Below are 20122 nucleotides of genomic sequence, written 5' to 3'. Positions count from 1 at the left end.
CCGATCCTCCTGGGAGTGCGGGGTGTGAGGGTGGCGGGCAGGTCACCCGGTGGGCAGGACGCCGATCAGCAGACCGGAGACCAGCACCACGTACGTGGCCAGCGTCACGGCCGTGGTCGAGATGACCGTGGCCGCCATCGGCTGACGGACCATCTGGTAGGAGACCAGACCGGGGACGATGAAGCCAAGGGTCTGTGACGTGTACAGCAGCGGGAACTCGTGGCTGAGGGCGAGCATCACGGTGGTCTGTATCAGCACCGCGCTCAGCACCACGGCGGCGAACAGCCGCTTGCCGTAGAGAATCACGGTGCGCTGCAGCAGCCTCGTCATGAAGTACGTGAGCGCCGCTACACCGACCATCAGCCCGGCCATCTGCACGTCGGTGACGAGCGTGAGGGCGATCCAGCCGGGGGTGATCATCCCTCCGGGGGAGAGATTGGTGGTCAGATAGCAGACGAGCGAGAAGACCAGCCCGAGGGCGATCCCGAGTGCGGCGGTCTGTGCGGTGAGGTTGGCGGGGATCACGGGTTCCTCGTGGACTGGGGCTGATCGTAGGAGTAGCGCGGGTCCTCTGTGGCGCTCTGGCTGTCGGGCCGGCCGTGGCGGGCGGCGAACTGGCGGGCGAGTTCCCGCTGATTCGGGATGTGGAAGCTGTGGGTCGTCTCCAGCGGTGCCACCCAGCTGTACGGCTCCGGCTCGGGCGGCCGGCCCATCGCGACCTGCGGCCGGACCAACGCGATCTGCATGGTCTCCTGGTCCAGGCCGTCGCCCTGGGGAACGGCGTCGAGCGGATCCTCGGAGTCGTCCAGCGGCAGCCCGGCGAGGCATTCCAGGAACAGCTCGCCCTGGCCGTGGATGTTGCCGATCGCCACCATCGAGGAGGCCGGGGCGAGTTCCGCCAGGATCGCCTCGGTCACCTCCTCGGGATCCCGGCGGTCGCCGCCGAGATCCACCACCCGGCCGGTGAATGCGGCCGGAATCGCATCGCGGGCGCTCTTGGTCGGGTGGCCGATCAGGAACACCGTCTCGGCGGCGAGGTCGGGGACGATCGCGCCCATCTGGCCGTTGCGCTCCACCCGGTCCGGGCGGCAGTTGATGACCACGTTGAGAGGCCGTCTGATGGCGCCCAGATCCTCCAGCTGCTGGACGTTCATGAGCGTGGACTCCGGGTCGTTGGCCGCGAAGACGTTGGCGAACCGCAGTTGCTTGCCCTCGGGGGTGACGTAACGTTCCACCGACAGTACGCCCGGGTCGGGCGGCGCGTCCCACATGCCCTGCATCGCGGTCTGCCGTTCCACGCCGAGCAGTTCGGCGACGGCCAGCGCGATCGCCACGTTCTCCTTGAAGGTGAACCAGCTGAAGCCGCGCAGCTCGGCGTCGGTCACCGACTCGGGATCGACCGCGATCAGACGGCAGTTCCGCTTGTCGGCCTCCTCCTGGAGGATGTGCAGCCGGTCCTTCTCCGCCGTCACGCACACCCCGCCCACCGGCATCGAGCGGGAGAGCGAGCGGGCGACGTCGTCCAGGGTCGGTCCCATCTCCTCCAGATGGTCCTCGCGGACGTTGCAGAGCACGCCGATCGTGGAACGGATCAGCTTCTCCTGGTTGATCTCCTGCAGCGCGGGCATCACCGCCATGCACTCGATCACCAGCGCGTCCGGCCGGTAGGTCGCCGCCCGCCGCACGATGCCGATCTGCTCGACGATGTTGGACAGCCCGAACTTGCGGTAGATCGGCTCCTCGGTGGCATCGGGATGGATGAACCGGGCCGCGGTGCCGGTGGTCTTGGCCACCGTGACCAGGCCGCCGCCGCGCAGCGCGCCCGCGCACAGCCGGGTGATCGAACTCTTGCCGCGGATGCCGTTGACCAGCACCCGCGTCGGTATCTGCTCCAGCGAGGCGAAGTGCCGCTGCTGCTCCACGATTCCGGCGACCCACAGCCCGGCGCAGCACAGCAGGACTATGACATAGAGGAAAAGCACGCCGATTCCGTCCTTCTACCGCTGGAGGGTGGTCTGATGCAGGGACGGGGAGGGCCCGGCGGCCTGGCCGGATCTGGCCGCTCGGTCGCGTTCCGCCAGGGCCTGGCGCATCAGTTCCAGGCTGCGGGTGACCGAGCCGATCTCGTCGTGGTTGACCGGGTGCAGCACGGTGCGGCGGTCTCCGCCGGCGAGCCGCTCGACGAGCACCGCGACCGAGCGCAGCGGCCGGACCACTACGACATGCAGCCAGCCCAGGCAGGCAGCGCCCAGGGTGAGGCCGAGGATCCCCGCGAGCATGGTGCGCTGCTCGGCCTGCACCGCGGGAATCTGGAGCGCTGCCGCGGGTTCCGCGGTCACCACGTGCCAGCCGAGGCGGGCCGTCGGACCGCTCTGCGCCAGCGGCGCGGCACCGTCGACCGATGGACCGGAGGACGTGTGGAGCACCTGCGAGGTCGCGGTGCCCGCGGTCCCCGGGGCGCCCTGGGTGGCGCGGGCGAGACGGCTCAGACCGGAGTCGGGCAGCGACTGGAAGGCGCGGTAGCCCACGTTCGCCGCCAGCACCTTGTCGTCGCGGTCCGTCACCCAGACGCTGCCCAGTTTCGGTCTGGACAGAATGGAGTTGAGTGCCTTCACGTCGATCTCGCCGAACAGGACCACGCCGGCCGCCGGGGACTTGCCCTTGACGGCCCGGACCTGGGTGTAGGCGGCGATCGCCGGGATCCGGCCCGAGGTGTTGACGGTGGTGATCCCGCTGCCGCCGGGCACGTGGACGATGGTGCGCAGCGGTGACCCGCCCACGCGCAGCGTGATACCGCCCGAGCGGTCCAGGAGATACAGCGAGCGGAACTGCTTGTGGTCGGCGAGGGTGCGCCGCAGAACCCCGGTCTGGGCGGCCCGGTTGCTGCCCGGCAGAGTTGCGGCCGCGTCACTCAGGTCGGTGTACAAGTGGTCGAGGGACTGCCGGACCCGGTTCGACGCGATCTCGGTGCGTGTCTGCTGGACGGCGAGGACCGAAGCCGGCACCGCGGTCGCGGCGTCCGCCCGGTTCAGCACGAAGATCATCGGCGCCGCCCAGCAGGCCAGCACCAGCACGCCGACCGCGGCCAGCGCCCGGTAGCCCGGTCCGCGCCGGACCGGGAACTCCTGCGGGCCGCTCTCGCCGAGCAGCTGCCGGCGCAGCGACTCCAGTGCCCGCCCGATCCGGGCCAGTTCCCCGAAGCCGTTCACCGGCACCGGCCGGGACAGTTCCTCCCACGCGGTCGGCCCGTCCTCGGTCGCGCCCCGGGCCAGGCGGCCGGCGGACAGGTAGAGCCACAGCAGCGGCCGCTGCAGGAAGAAGTGCAGAGCCAGCCCGAGCAGCAGCGCGAGCACGACCAGCGCCCCCGCGGCCTGGAGCGCGAAGCCCGAGTAGTCGGCGGCGGTGGTCGTGGTGGGCACAGCGCGGAAGGTGAGCACCACCAGACCGAGGCCGTCGGTGTAGCCCGGACCGGTCGTCGAAGCGACCTCGGCCCAGCCGGCCACCGTGCGCCGGTTGCCCGTGGCGGCGCCCAGCAGGCTTCCCGAGGCGTCGGTGACAAGCCCCGACCCCTTCGCCGCGCGGGCCGCCGCCGAGGGCAGACCGCTGTCGCCGGCGGCCGGCGAAGCCGTGCCGTGGGACGTGGTGGCGAGCGCGGTGCCGCTCGCGTCCAGCACCTCGGCGGTGCGCCCGTCGCCGTACGCCGTGGGGGCGGGGAGCGCCTCGGAGACCACCAGCAGCCACTGCCGTTCGGGCCCGCTCGGGACCTGGTTCTGGTCCTGGTTGGCGTCCGCCTGCTGCGCGGGCAGCGTGACCTTGGCGAAGTACAGCAGTTGCCGCCCGCCGTCCGACGTCACCAGCCGGGGCGGGATCGCCCCGTGCCCGGATGCCGTCCTGGCGACGTCCACCCCGGCCAGCTGCACCGTCTTGCCGCCGGCCGCCAGCAGTTTGCCGGTCTTGGGGTCGAGCAGCGCACTGCCCAGGATCCCCTTCCTGGCAGAAGTCAGTGCTTTGAGCGTGGTCGCGGGGGTCGACGCGCTCGTCGCCGGGTACGCCTTGGCCGTACGGCGTACAGTGCTCGCCTCGGCGTCGATCGTGGTGCGCATCGACAGCGCGGTGTCGGCGGCGATCTGCTGCTCCCCGTCCGCCACGGCCTGCGGCACACCCGCGGCACGGATGCCGTCGAGGCCGATCATGGTCAGGGCGGCGACCACCAGCAGGAGTACGACGAGTGAGGCGATCGGCGGGCGCACCCCGCCAAGCATCGGCATATCGGCGCGGCGGCGGGTGCGGTGTCGGCGCGGCGCCCGAGGGGCGGAGGGCAGGGCAGGAGATCCTTTGTCAATTGGCGCCGGGCGCCCGAATGTTCTACAGGCCGAACACTCTAGCGTCATGCGATTACATAACCATCACGCTTTCACGCCTGTTTCGTACGTGTGAACCGGGCCGCCGGATACGACGGCCGACACATGCGGGCCCACGGCGAGCCGAAGGGCGGACCCACGAGCAGGACCCGCCCTTCGGATGTCCGGTCAGCTGTCCGGCCGGCTGTTCGGTCAGGGGACGAAAGAGATCTCCGGGTACTTGCTGTTGGACCCGTCGAGCAGGGTGCTGTGCTGCTTGCGCAGCTCCTGGTCGAAGAAGGCCGCCAGATAGACGCGCTGGACCGCGACCGCGCGGTCCGGGTCGATCGTGCCGTACTGCTGCTGGATCTGCGCCTGCGACAGCCCGAGCAGGCGCGCCTCCTGGGGGATCATCCACTCGTTGTCGCTGAAGGACAGGTGCGCCGCGCCCTTGAGCTTGATGTCGACCTTGTATCCCTTCAGGTGCGACCACAGCGTGCGCCACGACGAGTCGTTGTTGCGGTTGTGGCCGCCGGAGCTGAAGAGCATGAAGGGGCGCTTCAGGTCCTTGCTCGGAGCTGTCCCGAAGAACTGGCCGTCCAGGTTGGCGCCGGCGTCGATACGGCTGTCGAGCTGCATGGCGGTGTCGACCGCCGCGCCGCCCAGCGACCAGCCGAACATCCCGATGCGCGACATGTCGACCGACTTCGTCAGCCCGGAGGGGAGCGTGGCCTTGCCGGCGTCCGGGTTGCCGCCCGTGCTGAGCGTGTTGAGCTGGTTGATGACGAACTTGATGTCGGCCGCGCGCACCTTGAGCGTGTCGGAGGAGTGGGCGCCCGCCGGCATACTGTTGACCTCGAGCCGGCTCTTCGGGAACTGCACCTCGTTGGCGTCGTGGGTGTGGTCGACGGTGACGACGAGGTAGCCGCGACTGGCGAGATCCTGGACGAGCGCGGTGCCCATCGCACGGTCCGAGTGCAGCCCGGTCGAGTACAGCAGGACGGGCAGCTTGCCGAGCTTGGTGTTCACCGGGGCGAGCACATGACCCGCCGTGGTCGGCAGGGTCACCAGCTGCGACGACAGCCCGCGCGTGGCGAGGAAGTGGGCGCCGGAGACCGACGGCATCCACGGCGCCTGATAGTGCCCGGACGTCGAGGTGGCCGGATACCAGAGCGACACCATCAACTCGCGAGTCCCGCCCACGTACGGATCCGTACGGGACTTGTCGACGAGGTGCAGGCCGACCATGCCCACGCTGTACTTCCCCGACGGTGCGGGCATCTTGAGCTGCAGACCGCTCGAGGCCGTGCGGCCGGCCGCGAGGGTCTTGGGCTGCAGGGCCTTGTGGCGGCCCAGCGGCGCCTCGTCGTTCTCGGGAGCCCAGGGCGTGCTCGGGGCGCCCGAGGACGCGGTGGGCGCAGGCTTGGCGGACGTCGTCCCGGTGGCCATCGCCGACGTCAGCCCCACACCCAGTACAACGGCCAGCGCACCCGCCGAGCCGACCGCTACGGCGATCATTCTGCGGCGGTGGCGCAGGCGGCGGTGATTCATGAAACCCCCTCGTGGGTCAGCGATCAGAGAACGGGCGATCGACTGCCGCACACCGTACCGCGACAGCCGCCCCCGGACCCATGCGCCCCGGATGACCCCGTGATGACCTCACGTACCGGATGCCGAGCGCTGTCACGGTCCGCTCGTCCGGCACTCCATGGCGCCGGCCGCACCCCTGTGGTGCGGCTGGAGCACACGCGTCAAGTCGAGGTGCTCGGCGGCAGGTTGATTCGGTTGCCGGCGTCGGCGAACGCACGGGGAACGGCGGTCTGATGACCTGTCGGCTTGGGGGTTCGCACGGCGCGAACGCAGGTCTGCGCCGCACACCGAGGGTGCCCCCGGGAGGCGGCGAGACCGGGGGAGACGGACCGTGATCCGTCAGGGCTCCCGTGGCGGCCCCGGCCCGCAATGAGAGCCTGGGGGGCGACGGCACGATCACGTTCCCGCTGGACGGGAGAACGGAGCGGGGGACGGATGAGCGGGCAACGGCAGTCGACGTTCGTGAAGGTGTGCGGGCTCACCCAGGAGCAGCAGATCGACTGGGCCGTCGAGTTGCGGTACGACGCGATCGGGATCGTCGTGACCCCGAAGAGCAAGCGGTACTGCCCGCCCGAGCGGGCCGTGGAACTCGCCGGGTACGCCCGCGGACGGATCCCGGTCTTCGCCGTGGCCCTGACGTACGCCGAGACGGCCGGAGTTGCCGGGCAGGTCGACACCGTCCAGATCTACGAGAGCGCCGACGTCCCGAACCTCGCCCTCGCCTCCGGTACCCCGCCCGAGCGGCCGGAGGCCCTGCAGTACTTCTTCTACGACGCCAGCGCGGGCAGCGGCGTGTTCGCCGACATCCCCGCCTGGGTCGCGGACGTGCCCGGGAAGGTCGTCATCGCCGGCGGCCTCGACGAACACAACGTGGCCGCTGTCATCGAGGCCTTCGGCCCCTACGGCGTGGACGTCTCCAGCAGCGTCGAGACCGCGCCGGGGGTCAAGAGCCGCGAGAAGATGGCTTCTTTCATCGCCGCCGCCCGGACCCCCGGGCGGGACTGCGGCTGAGCGGGCCGGGCGAAGCCGGCCGCGGTTCGGTGCGCCACGCAGGGGTGCGGGGCGGCATCGGTACGCGGCTCCGCCGCGACGAAGGTCCTCCCGCTCAAGCGAAGCCGAGAGCGGGGGAGCGGCCGGCCACGACGGCGCCGCGGCCGGAGGACGGCACACCACGGCGCTTACAGCCGAGCGCTCAGTGTCCGGCTTCGCGCAACTCCCGCACGATACGGGCCGTCACCGGCACGGGTACGCCGTGACGGTCCGCCGCCCGCAGCAACCCGCCCCCGATCGCGTCGAGTTCGAGGGGGCGGCCCGCCTCCGCGTCACGTTGCATCGAGGACTTGGCGGCGGGCGGGAAGGCGTCGTACCGGGCCAGGGCCTGCGCCGGGTCGACCGGGGCGCCGCAGGCGCGGCTGACCGCGGAAGTCTCCGCGACGAGCGAGGCCAGTTCCTCCCGGTGCCGGGTGCGGGCCTCGCCGAGGGGGAGGCCGTATCGGGTGGTGAGCAGGGCGAAGGGCGCGAGGAACGACATCTTCGCCCACAGGGCCGCGGTCTCGTCGTCCAGGACGCGGGTGACCGGGCCGGCCGCGGTGAGGGCCCAGGCCAGGGCCTCCAGGCGGGGACGGGGGACCTTGGCGCCGGCCAGGTCGATCTCCACGAAGGGGCTGGTGTGCTCGACCAGGCCGGGGGCCGTGCGGGTCGACTCGACGCGGATCACCGAGGGGGCCAGGCGTTCGGGGGCGTAGCGGGCGCGCAGCAGGGCGGGGTGCTCCACGCCGTTGAGGAACGGTACGAGGAGGGCGTCGCCGAGGGCCGTGGGCGGGATCCGGGTGAGGGCCGCGTCCAGGGCGGTGGCCTTGACGGTGATCAGGCAGGCGTCGACCGGTTCGCGCAGGGCCGTGTCGGCGTCCACGGGGGCGGTGAAGTCGCCGAACACGGTGCTGCGGACGTGGATTCCGTTGCTGCGGAGGGTGTGGGCCGTCTCCTCGCCGGCCAGGCACAGCACGCGGTGGCCGGAGCGGGAGAGCAGGGCCGCGAGCAGGCCGCCCACGCCACCGGGACCGAGAACGGCGACGGTGAGCCGGGGACCGGGCGCGTGTTCCGGCCTGTCCGGGAGCTCATTGGTGTTCGTCATGGGGCTGTCCTCTCGTCGGTCGGCCCCGGGAGCGGTGGCCGCCACAGGACGATCCTCGCAGGAGGTAAGGGGACTGCGGGAGACTGGCGGCATGTGCCGGAGCATCAAGACCCTGCGTCCGCCTCAGCTGGCCGAGGAGGCCACCGAGGAAGAGATCCGTGCTGCCGCGTTGCAGTACGTACGGAAGGTGTCCGGGTTCCGGGCGCCGGCCGCGCACAACCGGGAGGTGTTCGAGCGGGCGGTGGAGGCGGTGGCGGCGGCCACCGCCGAGCTGCTCGGGGGACTGGAGGTGCGTGGACAGGCCGTGCGCGAAGCCGCCGGGTGAGTCCGCGTCCGGGACTACGCCGGCTGGCGTCTTCGCATCAGGAACCCCGCTCCCGCCCCCGCCCCGAACAGCGCCACCACCGACACCGCCGCCGCCAGCCAGGTCGCGCCCAGCCACTGGGCGCCCAGGTAGCCGAGGGCGACGCTGTAGACCGCCCAGCTGAGGCCCGCCAGCGCGGACCAGGGGAGGAAGTCGCGGACGCGGCGGTGGGTCGCCCCGGCGCCGAGGGAGACGATCGAGCGGCCGGCCGGCGCGAAGCGGGCCAGCACGACCAGCGCGCCGCCACCCCGGGTCAGGGCGTCGCCGAGACGTTCCTGCGCGCTGCTCAGCCGTCGGGAGCGGGCGATCGCGCGGTCCAGGCGGGCCCCGCCGCGCGAGGCCAGCCGGTAGGCGACCAGGTCGCCGAGGACCGACGCGGCGGCGGCGCAGAAAGTCAGCGCGAGGATGTCGGGTACGACGTGCGGGACCTGCCCGGGAGCCGCCCCGGTACCCGCCGAGGCTGCGGTGGCCGCGGTGATGACCAGCACGCCACTGGGCAGCATCGGCAGGAACACATCAAGCAGCACGGAGAGGGCCACCATGGCGTATACCCATGGCCCGGCCTCCAGTGACTCCATGCTTTCCCACACGACGGTTCCCCCGTGATTGTCCGGTTGCGCCCCCCGACGACAGCCATACAGCGTACGCGGGGGGTGTGACAGGAGTTTCACGGGGGGTTTGCGAAATAAGCAAAGGATTAAGCGGCCACGGGCGTGTCCCGCTCGGCACCCCGCGCCGCCTCCGGCTGCTCCCCGGTCCCGGTCGTGGTCGTCCGGAGGACCGCCCGTGCGATCGCGTCGGCGTCCGAGAGTGTCACCGAGTCCACGCCCGGTCGGGCCCCCGCCGCGGTCACCCAGTGCACGCCCTCCGTGGGCACTCCGAAGGCGAACCGCCTCGGGTGCGGGATGCCCTGGCGGTCGATCAGCCGGTACGGGCGCGGTGTCACGTCCAGGCCGCCGGTCTCGTGGCCGTCCACCGTGTGCGGGCGGCACGCGCCCTCCTGCAGCAGCCCGGCCAGCAGTTCGTCGGCGGTGCGGCGCAGGTCAGGGTCCGGGAGGCGGGCCTCTATGAGCGTGGTCACCCTGACCGCCGAGCCGGGTACCTTCGGGGAGCGCGCCACCCACGCGCCGTCACCCCGGGCCACCTCCAGACCGGGGCCCAGCACCTCCACCACGCCCGCCTCCAGCAGCGCGGCCAGCTCCTCGACGCGTCGGCGGGGCGGGCCGATGGACAGGAACGCGTTGAGCGGGGTGTACCAGCCGTCCAGGTGGGCCCTCCGGGAGGCGCCGGTCAGGCCGCCGTGGTCGACGACCAGCCGTATCTCGTTGCGCAGGTCGCGCAGCACGTCCAGGGCCGCCTTGAGCGGGCCGCGCACATTGCCGAGGGCGGCCTGGGCCGCGTCCTCGCGGAGGTGGCGCAGGAGCCAGTCGCGCCAGTCCGTCGCATCCTCGAACTCCCGCTCTCCGTACGGGTGCTGGAGGCGCTCCCAGGACCAGCGGTCCGCCTCCGGGACGCCGGCCCCGTCGAGTACGGCGGTCTCCGCGCGCCGGCCGTCGGCCGCGAGGAAGCGCTCGGTGAGGTCCGGGTCTCCGGTCAGTGCCGTGTAGTAGACCGTCTCCACCTCCTTCGCCACCAGCGGCCAGACCTCCGCCAGGAAGTCGGGGGCCTCGCCGGAGTCCGCGCGTTTGCGCAGGCCCGCGATCACCTCGGGGGTGAGCAGCAGCGGGGTGTGACGACCGTACGGGCCCTTGGCGTTGTCGCCGCGCGCCTGGTACGGGACGCCCCGCCGGGAGCCCGCGTAGAGGCGGGGCTCGCGGCCCGAGGGCGTGTAGCGCAGGCCGCCGGCCGGTGTGCGGGTGAAACGGCCGCCCCGGCCGGTGGTGAGCAGGGCCAGGTGGTCGAAGAAGTTGAGGCCGAGGCCGCGCAGCAGCACCGGTTCGCCGGGGGCGATCGGGGTGAGGTCGACGTCGGCCGGGTTGCCGGGCGGTATGTGGCGCAGGCCGTGCCGGGCGGCGTGTGCCAGGTGGCGGCGGTCCTCGGGGGTCGCCGTCGCCGGGAGGTGGCCCTGGGCCAGCACCACCGCCGCCAGGCCGGGCAGGGTGCGGCCGTCGTCGAGGGTGAGGGTCTGGCGCCCATCGAGGCCGTCGGGGTCGTCGGGGTCGTCGGCGAGCCGTACGGCACGGGCGTGATGCGTTTCGATCCGGACCGCCTCCGGTGCCTGGGCGACCGTCCTCGCGAACACCCACTCCAGGTAGCGGCCGTAGTGGGCGCGGGTCGGGTAGTCGTCGGGGTCCAGCTCGCCGGCCGCCCACTCGTGCAGGCTGGGGCCGTGCCGGACCGGGCCCGAGCACTCCACGCTGTCGTCGGTGAACAGGGTGACCTGGCTCGCCACGGTGTTCATCAGCAGCTCCGCGGACTGCGTCGTACGCCAGACCCGGCCCGGGCCCGGCGGCGCCGGGTCGATCACATGGACGGTGAGGCGCGATCCCGGGGGCAGCAGCTCGGGTGCGGAGGCGCAGAGGCGTTCCAGGACGCTGGTGCCGCGCGGTCCGGCGCCGACCAGGGCGACGGCGACCGGGGCGGATTCCTGGGGCGAGGCGGACAAGGACATGACTCCCGGGCGTGTGGGGCGCTTGGCAGGGACACCGCCCGCACAGCGTCAGGAAGCGGACGGTCCGCCTCATCATGCCGTCGCGATTAACAGAAGCCAACGTGCGCCCCATTAGCCTCAGAGGTCCCTCATGAGGTGGTGAGGGTGGACTCCTCCACGGTCTTCAGGGTTCCGTTCCGCCGGGCCCGTTCCAGCCGCAGCCGGGCCGAACGGCCATGCAGGGTCAGCGTCATGAGGTGGTTGCCGAACCAGGGGCCGCCCCTCTTCCGCCAGGTCACCGGCGGTTGCGCACAGCGTCCGTGCCGGGTGAGCCGCCGCCCGAGGAGCCGGGCCAGGGCGCTCCAGCCGAACCGGAAGCCGGCCCGGATCGTCGGCGGCACGGAGTTGTGGACGGGCGAGCAGGTGAGTTGCAGCACACGAGAGGCGGGTGCGGTGTCGGCCGGCCACGCGGGCTCGGCGACGTAGGCGTGATGGACGTCCCCGGAGAGCACACAGATCGACGCGGGTGCCTCGGGGCCCGAGCCGGTGCGGGCGATCAGGCCGGCCAGTTCGGCGAAGGAGGTGGGGAAGGCCGCCCAGTGCTCCAGGTCGGCCCCGCGGCGCAGCCGCTCCCCGAACTCGGCCCAGCGGGTGCCTCGTTCGCCCCGGCACAGCGCCGCGTCCCAGGTCTCCAGGTCGTGTACGAGGTGCGGCAGCAGCCAGGGCAGCGAGGTGCCGACCAGGAGATGGTCGTACGACTCCCGGTCGGCCAAAGCCTGTTCGCGCAGCCACTCGGCCTCGCCGGGTCCGAGCATGGACCGGTTCCCCTCGTCCAGCACCCGCGCCGCCCGGCTGTCCACCATCAGCAGCCGCACCCGCCCGAAGTCGCGCCGGTAACTCCAGCGCACCGAGGCGGGGTCGGCGTCGGCCTTGGCGGCGAAGGCGCGCAACTCGTCGGTGCCGTCGGGGGAGTCGCGTACGGCCGTATAGAGCGGGTCGGCGGCCAGTTCGGCCGGGGAGAGGTTCCCCAGGTGCTGGTGCACCCAGTACGACATCAGCCCGCTGAGCAGCCGCTCCTGCCACCAGGGCGTGGCCCGTACGTCGGCCAGCCAGGCGGCGGAGGTGTTCCAGTCGTCTATGACGTCGTGGTCGTCGAAGATCATGTAACTGGGCACGGTGGACAGCAGCCAGCGCACCTCGGGATCGAGCCAGGACTCGTAGTAGAGGCGGGTGTACTCCTCGTAGTCCGCGACCTCTGCGCCGGGCGGGTCCGACAGGTCGCGGCGGGCGGCCAGCCAGCGCCGGGTCTCCTCCGAGGTCTCGTCGGCGTACACCTGGTCGCCCAACAGGAGCAGTACGTCCGGCCGTTCACCGCCGGCGGCGACATGCGCGGCCAGGCTGTCCAGGGCGTCGGGGCCGACCGGGTCCTGGCCGTCGGCCGGGGGAGCGGCCCAGCGGCAGGAGCCGAAGGTCACCCGCAGCTCGTCGTCCTCGGCGGGGAGGCGGATCACCGACGGCGGAAATCGGGATTCCGGCAACGGCCACACCCGCGTGCCGTCCAGGAGGACGTCGTACGACGTCGAGGTCCCCGGTGTCAGCCCGGTGACCGGGACCAGGGCGTAGTGGTGGCCCGCCACCTGGAAGGTGCGTGTGGTGCCGCCGGCGCCGTCCGGGCAGCGCACCTCGGCCGTACACGGACGGCTCGTCTCGACCCAGACGGTCGCCGACGAGCCGTCGGTGTACCTCAGCAGTGGTCCCAGGCGCAGTCCGGCCACGTTCGCCCGCCCTCTTTCTCGGTCGGTTCGCCTCCGTCGCCCCGTACGGTACGGAACGACGGAGGTCAGCCGGGAGGTTCCGACGCGCGAAAGAGAGCGGAAAGAGAGCGGAGCGTGGCCGGAATGCGGGGGAAGCGGGACCTTCTGGCTGCCGGCCTGTCCGCCGGGTGGGTCAGCAGCCGGAGAGGTAGCTGGTGAGCGCGCTCTTCTCGGCGGAGTCGACCGAGAGGCCGTAGTAGTACTTCACCTGGACCCAGGCGCGGACGTAGGTGCAGCGGTAGGACGTGAGTGACGGCACCCAGGTGGCCGGGTCCTGGTCGCCCTTGGACTGGTTGACGTTGTCCGTGACGGCGAGGAGTTGCGGGCGGGTGACGTCGTTGGCGAAGGCCTCGCGCTGGGCGGTGGTCCACTTGGAGGCGCCGGAGTCCCAGGCCTCGGCGAGCGGGACCAGGTGTTATCCGTACCTTGGTTTTGGTGCCGCTGACGGGGCTGAGATGAGCGGTGTGCTCCGTGTCTTCTCTGTGGGCGTTGCGTTATCCGGTACAGCGGTGAGGTGCCGCTGACGGTGATGACGGAGGGGCGCGGTGGCCAGCACACAGCGGGTGGCTATGGGCGATGGCGTGACGTGGACGGTCCTCGGTGAGGACTTCCGAGTCGCGGAGCCAGTCGAGCAGTACCTGGAGTACCTGAGATCGAGGGACTGCTCGCCCAACACCCTCAAGAGCTACGCACGGGGGCTCGCCCTGTGGTGGACCTTCCTGGAGCGGAGGACGCAGCCGTGGGACGCGGTCGGTGTGACTGAAGTCGGCACATTCGTAGGACAGTTGCGCCAAGGACGTGTGGGTGAGGACGTCGTGTCGCTCCACGAGCGGACCAGGGCGGCGGACGCCACGGTGGCGAGCCGGGCCCGCGCGGTCATGGGGTTCTACCGTTATCACGCCGCTCGCGGGGTCGAGGTCGCGGGCAGGCTGTACGAGACGGTGCAGGCCAGGTCGGGCAGCTATCTGCCCTTCCTGGAACACGTGGCGCGCAGGACCGGGCGGCGCTCGAGCGTGGTCAAGGTCCGGGTACGGGTGAAACCGGTGCCGGTGCTGCTTCCCGACCAGATGGCAGCGATCCGTGAGACGGAGGCGTCCTGGGACACGGCAGGTGCGGTCTGGTCGGGCGAGCTGCGGTACCGGCTGCTGTGGACCTTGTTGGAGGAGACCGGGCTGCGGCTCGGTGAGGCTCTGGGCCTGAGGCACCGGGACTGGAAGACCGGCACGGGCACGACCGCACAGGTCGAGGTCGTGCACCGGGAGGACCACCCGCACGGCCTGCGGGCCAAGAGCGGCCACCGCCGTGTCTTCGTCGGCTCCGACCTGGACCGCCTCTACGGCGACTGGGTCTGGGCGCTGTGCGAGGCCGGGGCCGACGTCGAGCTGGACGACTGGGACAACGCGTACATCTTCTGCAACCTGCACCGCGGGCGCCGGTTCGCCCCGCTCCGGCCGGAGAGCGTCTACAAGCACTTGGCCGCGCGGAAGAAGGACGTACCCGGCCTGCCGCCGGACATGACCCCGCACTGGTACCGGCACACCCACGCCACTGCCCTGCTGCTGTCCGGCGTGCCGATGCACGTGGTCAGCCGGAGGCTCGGCCACGCGGACATCCAGACCACGATCAACACGTATGCCCATGTGACCGAGGACGCCGAACTGCGCGCGTGCGCGGACTGGCAGAAGATCACGCAAGCTTGGGGGAGCCGCCATGAAGGCTGAGCCGACCGTCCGGGCCGTGGCCGACGCGGTGGCGGTGCCGTCCCCGCGGACTCCGGAGCGCAAGCGGCAGGAAAAGCGCGATCCGCGCCTGTCCGTGGCCCGGCTCTTCAGCGAGGAGAAGGCCAGACGGCTGTGGGACAGCCTGCCGGACGAACACCGGCAGGACCACTTCGACTCGACCAACATGCCCGAGGACTACGGCACCGCCTTCCGTAAGCAGACGATCGATCGGGAGAAGGGCTGGTTCAGCCAGGCGGTCAGTTTTCAGGGCTTGCCCGAGCCCATGATCTGGGAGCTGGTCTGGTGCATCCATCAGCAGGTGGCCGAGGGGTACGCCATCACCACCGAGCGGTTCCAAGAACTCAGGCGGGGACTCGTTCTTGCGATCGAGCACGGCGGACCGCAGGCACGGTCCGCGAGGTCGCTGACAGCGCTCTCCCACGAGGAGTGGGCGCGTGAAGTGCAGCGGGCGGTCATGCGGACCGATCCGTCGAGGAACAGGAGGCTCGTCACGCACGTGCTGCACAGCGTCAAGCACCTTCAGGACCGCTTGGCGCACGCTTACCACGACGGTGAGTGGTGGCGGTTGGACGTCTGGAACCCCGGTCTGGACCGGCGCATCCCGCAGCGCGAGCATGAGCCCTGGGGCCGGGCCGTCGCCAACTTCAGCCAGCTCACGACGGACTGGTTCCGCGAGGCCGCGAAGTGGTGGCTGTCGGTGCAGCTCACGACGGAGCGGTACGTGTGGTCGTCGGTGAAGAGCCGCCTCGACCATCTGAAGTGGTTCCAGTGGTACATCGACCAGGCCGGCTGCCCCGGCCCCCAGCTCGTTGACTCCCCCGAACAACTCCGGCCCTGGCTGCGCGGCTTCGTGGACTCCCTCAACAACCACATCACGATGACCGGGCCGAACAAGGGCGGCAGGTTGTCGAAGAACAGCCGCCGCAGCACATTGGTGACCATCGAGGCGTTCTACCGCTGGATGTACGACAACCGCGCCGAGGCCGTCTCGGTGCTCGGTGACCGACGCTGGGGCACCCTCGAGATGCACTACTCCGTGCTCTTCCGGCTGGAGGACAAACCGCGCCTCACCAACCAGCCACCGGACGACATGGCCCTGGAGGACGAGGTGATCAGCAAGATCGCCGCAGGTTCCGGAGCGCTCGCGGCCCTCAAGTCCGAGGGCGGGCTGGACGACCGGCAGGCCTTCCATGCGCTCATGCTGCTGATCCGGACGGGCCGACGCATGAACGAGGTCCTGATGATGGACTTCGAGCCGCTGCTGCCCCTCCTGAAGACGAGCAAGCAGCAGGACAGGGAGCCGGACGGCTTTGTGGCCCGGCTGGCCTATCAGCAGACGAAGATCACCGGCGGGGATCCGCCGACGATCCCGGTCGACCAGGAGATCGTCGACATCATCCGCCTCCAGCAGGAGTGGGCCCGCGAGTTCATCACTGCCCAGGGCGCCCCAGCGGGAACGGATCCGCGCTATCTCTTCCTCCAGATCAAGAACAACCCGCTTGGGAGGAGGCCGTACGCCTCGGCGACGTTCCACAGCCGACTCGGCGCTCTGACCGGGAAGCTGGCCATCACCGACAGCGTCGGCCGCCCCGTCAAGGTCTCAAAGACCCACACATTCCGGCACACCCGGGCAACCGACCTGATCAACGCCGGTGTCCCGATCCACGTCGTCATGCGCTACCTCGGACACGTCACACCGGCCATGACCATGCACTACGCCAAGACCCTCGCGGTCACGGCCGAGCGCGAGTTCCTTCGCTACAAGAAGGTGACGGCCGACGGCCGGACCGCCGAGGTGGATCCCAGCGACCTCTACGACCTCCTCCACCTGGACCAGCGCGCGGACCGCGTACTGCCCAACGGCTGGTGCATGCTGCCGCCCCGGCAGGTCTGCGCCAAGGGCAACGCCTGCCTGACCTGCGACAAGTTCGTCACCGACGCCAGCCACCGCGACGAACTCCAACACCAGCTCAGCCAGACCGAAGCGCTGATCGCCCGCCGCCAGACGCAGTTCACCGCCCGCCACGGCGAGCCGATGGGCGAGGACAACATCTGGCTCGCCGGCCGCCTTGCCGAAACCCGGGCCCTCACCCAGGTCCTTGTCGCGCTCGACCAGGTCAGCGTCCACGAGGGCGGCCGCCTCCGCGCGGTTCGCGGCGCGGGCACGGCCGACCGCCCCGAACCACCGTCCGCCCTCTCACAGCAGGAGCCAACCGCATGACGCCGCTGCCCGAACACCTCCGTCAGGCCACCCGCGCCCGAACCCAGGAAGCCGAGGAACGGGCCCGCACCGCTCTCGTCGCGCTGGTCGGGGCGGGTAAGCCCGTCAGCTTCACCGCAGTGGCCCGCCAGGCCGGAGTGAGCACGGACTTCCTCTATCGGAGCCCGGAGCTACGCAGCCGGATCGAAGAGCACCGTGACAAGGTCGCGCCGACCTCGGCGGCGCCCACGGACACGCTGGGCGACTCGTCGACGTCGGCCGCCGTGAGAGCGCTGAGCGTCCGCATCACGCGGCAACAGCAGACGCACCGAGAGGAGGTGGCAAGGCTGAGCAGGGCTCTGGAGGTCGCCCAGGGCGAGAACCTGGAACTCCGAAGGCGCCTGGCGAGGTACGAAGGCGATTGAGCAGGCGCCAGCACCCCCTGGATGCAGAGGTTTGAGGAAGTCACCTGGCGACGACACCGGGAGCCGCCTTCACCGCCCTGGCATGATCAACAGAAGTCAGTTTCGACGTCGGGCCGGAGCCGCCGATGGATGCGACCGAGTCACTGCATGCCGCGCGAGTCTCTGCTTACGCGGAGGTGGGAGCTTGGCTGTCCCTGTTGAGCGACCGCCGGCTTGAGGATGCGGTGTCCGCCGCGCCGAGCCTCGGCTCCGGTGTCGGAGGCAGGTCGGCGGAGATGGAAGTCGAGGGGATACGCGTCTTCGTCAAGCGGATCCCGCTGACGGACCTCGAGTTGCAGCCGGAGCACGCACGATCGACCGCGAACATCTTCGATCTTCCTCTTTTCTACCAATACGGGGCTGGCTCGGCGGGGTTCGGTGCCTGGCGCGAGCTGGCCGCGCACCTCATGACGACAGGCTGGGCACTGAAGAACGAGTACGCAGGTTTCCCGCTGCTGTATCACTGGCGGGTATTGCCGGACAGTCCCCCTGTCGGCTTCATGGACGGGCTCGGCGGCGTTGAGGGGGCCGTTGCGCATTGGGAGGGCTCGTCGGCCGTGCGCCGTCGGCTGGAGGCCATCGGAAGGTCCTCCTTCAGCCTTGTGCTCTTCCTGGAGCATGTGCCACAGACGCTCGCCGAGTGGCTCGGCGACAGCCGTGAGGCGGCCCCACCGGAGCCGGGAGACGAGTCGCCCTATCGATGGGTCGAGAATGCGCTGGTGCGGGGGACAGAGTTCATGAGCGCGCGCGGACTGGTCCACTTTGACGCGCACTTCGCCAATCTGCTGACCGACGGCCAACGGGTGTACTTCGCGGACTTCGGGCTCGCTTTGAGCCGCGATTTCGAACTCTCAGCGGCGGAGCGCGATTTCCTCGCTGATCACCTCGTGTACGACCGCTCCTACGCGCCGAACCACCTGCTCCGCCACCACCTGCCCGACGACGTGCGTGGTGGCACCGAACACGGGGCCTTCCTGCGTGAATGGGTCGAGGGCCGTCAACCCGCCGACGTTCCGCCCGATATCGTCGCGATCATCGACCGTCACGCTCCGCACGCAATCGTCCTGGACGACTTCCATCACCGACTGCTTACGGAGAGCAAGCGCACTCCCTTCCCTGCGGCTGAGGTCAAGCGAGCGCTGGCCGACGCCTCACCGTTGAGGGAATGAGAGCCCGGCACACCGCTCTGGCCAGCCGACCGTGATGCGTTCGGCTTGGGCCCCGGTATGAATGACGCGGTAGGACTCGGTGCCGGTGCGTGCGGGTGGCCAGCACCGACCGGTGACGCTCACTACAGACGGGCGTCACCGGCCAGTTCGGTATCAACCGATGCCGGTCACGCTGAGTGCCGTGGTCCAGTTGTTCTTCATAGCGGTACGCGCGGCGGACAAGGTGATCCTCCCGTCACAGACCGCGTTCTTGAGCTTGGTCTCGACGCCGTCCTTCGTCGTGGCCGTCTTCGTGCCCGAGTACGGCTCCGGCCACAGGTTCTTGGGGTCGCGCGGGGAGCCACCGAGTTCCAGAGGGATGAAGTGGTCTTCCTCGTAGGCGGAGGTGGAGGTGTTCGAGTAGCCGTAGTCCGCGATGCCCTGCACCTTGAGTGGATTGGTGTAGGAGGTGGGCGGGCGGACGGTCGCCGTCCAGCCGGACACACAAATCGTGGAGTTGATCGTCGACTGGGTGACGTCGGGGTTGTACACACCCGGCGTGCACGTCGGGTCAGGCAGCGGCAGATAGGACTGGGAGCAGGTGCTGGCCTGGGCCGTACCGGCACTGAAACCGAGGATGAGGCCGCTGAACGTCAGAGCCAGAGCCGAGCCGGCCGCGGCCGGTATTCGGGCGATGGGGCGCATGAGTGTCTCCTGGGACATGAGGCTCGGCGGGGATCACCAAGGTCGTGTCCATGACACACTTTCGAACGACTACGCGGGTAGATCTAGAACGTAAATTCGTGATGATCGAACGGTTGTCGATCGGTCACCCGGACGTGAGGCCTGCACTCTGTTCGTGCGCTCGGCGGGGGCTTGGGATGCTTTGCGTCCGTGAGCGGCATGTCGCCCACAGGCTGAAGTGCTGTGATCCAGACCTCGTTACGCCGTAGGTGCGGATACCAGGTGGTCGATGTCGACGTCGGAGGCGGCGGTCCAGGTGGCGCCGTCGTACGGGGAGTACCAGCTGCCGCTGGTGGCGGTGCAGGCGGAGTTGGTGGCGACGTTCGAACCGTCGCGCTTGAGGATCCACTCACGGGTGTTGCAGGTGCCGCTGATGGTGTCCCAGGTCGGGAACAGGTCGCGCGCGTAGCCGGTGCGGTTCTCGGTGGCCACGGTGAGCGAGGCGAGGTAGCTGCGGGCGGTGGCGCCGCTGACCGGGGTGGGAAGGGCGGCGGAGGCGGTCGGGGAGTTGAACAGTGCGGCGGAGGCTATCAGCGCGGTGAGTGCCGCGAGTATGCTGGCACGTCGACGCGCGTAGAAAGTTGAGCTGCGAGCCATGCGAACTCCCTTGTGGGGGTGGGGTGTTGGAGCGCGGGCGAGGGAATGCTCGCGGCCTCGTGTTGCCGATGGGTAAGCGTGCGGTAAGAAGTTAATGGCGTGTACATGACACCACAAGGTGTGCGACATGACTCACAGGCGGGACTTTCGGCCTTGGGTTTCGGCGCGGTGGTCACGTACCGTGGGCGGCGTTGAAGGGGAGTAGCTCTTCGCCGGACCGTCGACATACTGCTCAGCCCGTCTGAGCCGGCGCCCGGAGGCGGACCTCGATCGGCTCGATCGAGGGACCGTCAGCGAGACCTTCGGCCAAGCAGTGCACACCTGTGCCGTCCCTGCGGCGCGGTTGGACCATGTGTGCTGCCGTGCCGAGGTGTCGTGTGTACCGCGCGAAGTGC

At 70.4% G+C, this 20122-nt stretch carries 15 protein-coding genes and 2 pseudogenes; 6 read left to right on the top strand and 11 right to left on the bottom strand.

Features of this window, described 5'->3' with window-relative positions; genetic code table 11:
- Window positions 1–42 precede the first annotated feature (42 nt).
- From ACZ7OO_RS09470 to ACZ7OO_RS09455, 4 genes are all read right to left on the bottom strand, one after another.
- Window positions 43–525, bottom strand: coding sequence for a poly-gamma-glutamate biosynthesis protein PgsC/CapC (locus ACZ7OO_RS09470; RefSeq protein ID WP_471503139.1), 483 nt, complete (start codon window positions 523–525; stop codon window positions 43–45).
- Window positions 522–1982 (bottom strand): poly-gamma-glutamate synthase PgsB, encoded by a 1461-nt coding sequence (pgsB, locus tag ACZ7OO_RS09465; protein ID WP_471503137.1) that lies wholly within the window; start codon window positions 1980–1982, stop codon window positions 522–524. Before pgsB ends, ACZ7OO_RS09470 begins: the two co-directional genes overlap by 4 nt.
- A gap of 15 nt (window positions 1983–1997) precedes the next feature.
- A complete protein-coding gene (locus tag ACZ7OO_RS09460; protein ID WP_471503135.1) occupies window positions 1998–4250 on the bottom strand; it encodes a cache domain-containing protein in 2253 nt (750 codons plus the stop codon).
- A gap of 303 nt (window positions 4251–4553) precedes the next feature.
- Entirely contained in the window at window positions 4554–5891 is a 1338-nt protein-coding gene (locus ACZ7OO_RS09455; protein WP_471503133.1) for an alpha/beta hydrolase family protein, read from the bottom strand.
- Between the two features lie 474 nt (window positions 5892–6365).
- Between ACZ7OO_RS09455 and ACZ7OO_RS09450 the strand changes: the two genes are divergently transcribed.
- The gene (locus ACZ7OO_RS09450) at window positions 6366–6941 is read left to right on the top strand and encodes a phosphoribosylanthranilate isomerase (RefSeq protein ID WP_471503131.1); all 576 of its coding nucleotides are present in this window, start codon (window positions 6366–6368) and stop codon (window positions 6939–6941) included.
- Between the two features lie 181 nt (window positions 6942–7122).
- Here ACZ7OO_RS09450 and ACZ7OO_RS09445 read toward each other — a convergent pair whose 3' ends face one another.
- Window positions 7123–8064 carry a ketopantoate reductase family protein gene (locus tag ACZ7OO_RS09445; protein WP_471503129.1) on the bottom strand — a complete coding sequence of 314 codons (942 nt, stop codon included), beginning with the start codon at window positions 8062–8064 and terminating at the stop codon, window positions 7123–7125.
- Between the two features lie 91 nt (window positions 8065–8155).
- Here ACZ7OO_RS09445 and ACZ7OO_RS09440 point away from each other — a divergent pair, with 91 nt between their 5' ends.
- Window positions 8156–8389 carry a DUF2277 domain-containing protein gene (locus ACZ7OO_RS09440; protein WP_384472557.1) on the top strand — a complete coding sequence of 78 codons (234 nt, stop codon included), beginning with the start codon at window positions 8156–8158 and terminating at the stop codon, window positions 8387–8389.
- A gap of 14 nt (window positions 8390–8403) precedes the next feature.
- Here the strand turns inward: ACZ7OO_RS09440 and ACZ7OO_RS09435 are convergent, their stop codons facing one another.
- From ACZ7OO_RS09435 to ACZ7OO_RS09420, 4 genes and pseudogenes are all read right to left on the bottom strand, one after another.
- Window positions 8404–9006 carry a DedA family protein gene (locus tag ACZ7OO_RS09435; RefSeq protein WP_471503127.1) on the bottom strand — a complete coding sequence of 201 codons (603 nt, stop codon included), beginning with the start codon at window positions 9004–9006 and terminating at the stop codon, window positions 8404–8406.
- Between the two features lie 119 nt (window positions 9007–9125).
- Window positions 9126–11039 carry an FAD/NAD(P)-binding protein gene (locus tag ACZ7OO_RS09430; protein WP_471503125.1) on the bottom strand — a complete coding sequence of 638 codons (1914 nt, stop codon included), beginning with the start codon at window positions 11037–11039 and terminating at the stop codon, window positions 9126–9128.
- 128 nt (window positions 11040–11167) lie between these two features.
- Window positions 11168–12793 carry an alkaline phosphatase D family protein gene (locus tag ACZ7OO_RS09425; RefSeq protein ID WP_471503123.1) on the bottom strand — a complete coding sequence of 542 codons (1626 nt, stop codon included), beginning with the start codon at window positions 12791–12793 and terminating at the stop codon, window positions 11168–11170.
- A 172-nt stretch (window positions 12794–12965) separates the two neighbouring features.
- Window positions 12966–13247, bottom strand: a pseudogene (locus ACZ7OO_RS09420) (GmrSD restriction endonuclease domain-containing protein); the annotation flags it as partial.
- 130 nt (window positions 13248–13377) lie between these two features.
- Between ACZ7OO_RS09420 and ACZ7OO_RS09415 the strand changes: the two are divergent.
- The 4 genes from ACZ7OO_RS09415 to ACZ7OO_RS09400 all read left to right on the top strand — a co-directional run bounded on the left by ACZ7OO_RS09415 (window position 13378) and on the right by ACZ7OO_RS09400 (window position 18407).
- Entirely contained in the window at window positions 13378–14553 is a 1176-nt protein-coding gene (locus ACZ7OO_RS09415; protein ID WP_471503121.1) for a tyrosine-type recombinase/integrase, read from the top strand.
- A complete protein-coding gene (locus tag ACZ7OO_RS09410; RefSeq protein ID WP_471503119.1) occupies window positions 14543–16795 on the top strand; it encodes a tyrosine-type recombinase/integrase in 2253 nt (750 codons plus the stop codon). The genes ACZ7OO_RS09415 and ACZ7OO_RS09410 overlap by 11 nt, the downstream gene beginning before the upstream one ends.
- Window positions 16792–17199, top strand: a complete 408-nt coding sequence (locus ACZ7OO_RS09405) for a DUF6262 family protein (RefSeq protein ID WP_471503117.1) — start codon at window positions 16792–16794, stop codon at window positions 17197–17199. The genes ACZ7OO_RS09410 and ACZ7OO_RS09405 overlap by 4 nt, the downstream gene beginning before the upstream one ends.
- A 125-nt stretch (window positions 17200–17324) precedes the next feature.
- The gene (locus ACZ7OO_RS09400; protein ID WP_471503115.1) at window positions 17325–18407 is read left to right on the top strand and encodes a protein kinase family protein; all 1083 of its coding nucleotides are present in this window, start codon (window positions 17325–17327) and stop codon (window positions 18405–18407) included.
- Window positions 18408–18560: 153 nt separating this feature from the next.
- Here the strand turns inward: ACZ7OO_RS09400 and ACZ7OO_RS09395 are convergent, their stop codons facing one another.
- Together ACZ7OO_RS09395 and ACZ7OO_RS09390 are read right to left on the bottom strand one after the other, a co-directional pair.
- Window positions 18561–19091 carry a hypothetical protein gene (locus ACZ7OO_RS09395; protein WP_389140930.1) on the bottom strand — a complete coding sequence of 177 codons (531 nt, stop codon included), beginning with the start codon at window positions 19089–19091 and terminating at the stop codon, window positions 18561–18563.
- A gap of 255 nt (window positions 19092–19346) precedes the next feature.
- A pseudogene (locus ACZ7OO_RS09390) lies at window positions 19347–19727 on the bottom strand (hypothetical protein); the annotation flags it as partial.
- Between the last annotated feature and the right edge of the window lie 395 nt (window positions 19728–20122).

The organism is Streptomyces sp. NPDC111744, from assembly GCF_055634995.1.
This window is presented reverse-complemented; position numbering and strand designations above follow the sequence as displayed.

Bases quoted from the DNA above. Each gene is read 5' to 3' on its own strand.
- ACZ7OO_RS09405 (WP_471503117.1), top strand. From the start codon at position 16,792: ATGACGCCGCTGCCCGAACACCTCCGTCAGGCCACCCGCGCCCGAACC.
- ACZ7OO_RS09450 (WP_471503131.1), top strand. From the start codon at position 6,366: ATGAGCGGGCAACGGCAGTCGACGTTCGTGAAGGTGTGCGGGCTCACC.
- ACZ7OO_RS09430 (WP_471503125.1), bottom strand. From the start codon at position 11,039: ATGTCCTTGTCCGCCTCGCCCCAGGAATCCGCCCCGGTCGCCGTCGCC.
- ACZ7OO_RS09455 (WP_471503133.1), bottom strand. From the start codon at position 5,891: ATGAATCACCGCCGCCTGCGCCACCGCCGCAGAATGATCGCCGTAGCG.
- ACZ7OO_RS09435 (WP_471503127.1), bottom strand. From the start codon at position 9,006: ATGGAGTCACTGGAGGCCGGGCCATGGGTATACGCCATGGTGGCCCTC.
- ACZ7OO_RS09410 (WP_471503119.1), top strand. From the start codon at position 14,543: ATGAAGGCTGAGCCGACCGTCCGGGCCGTGGCCGACGCGGTGGCGGTG.
- ACZ7OO_RS09440 (WP_384472557.1), top strand. From the start codon at position 8,156: ATGTGCCGGAGCATCAAGACCCTGCGTCCGCCTCAGCTGGCCGAGGAG.
- ACZ7OO_RS09400 (WP_471503115.1), top strand. From the start codon at position 17,325: ATGGATGCGACCGAGTCACTGCATGCCGCGCGAGTCTCTGCTTACGCG.
- ACZ7OO_RS09395 (WP_389140930.1), bottom strand. From the start codon at position 19,091: ATGCGCCCCATCGCCCGAATACCGGCCGCGGCCGGCTCGGCTCTGGCT.
- ACZ7OO_RS09445 (WP_471503129.1), bottom strand. From the start codon at position 8,064: ATGACGAACACCAATGAGCTCCCGGACAGGCCGGAACACGCGCCCGGT.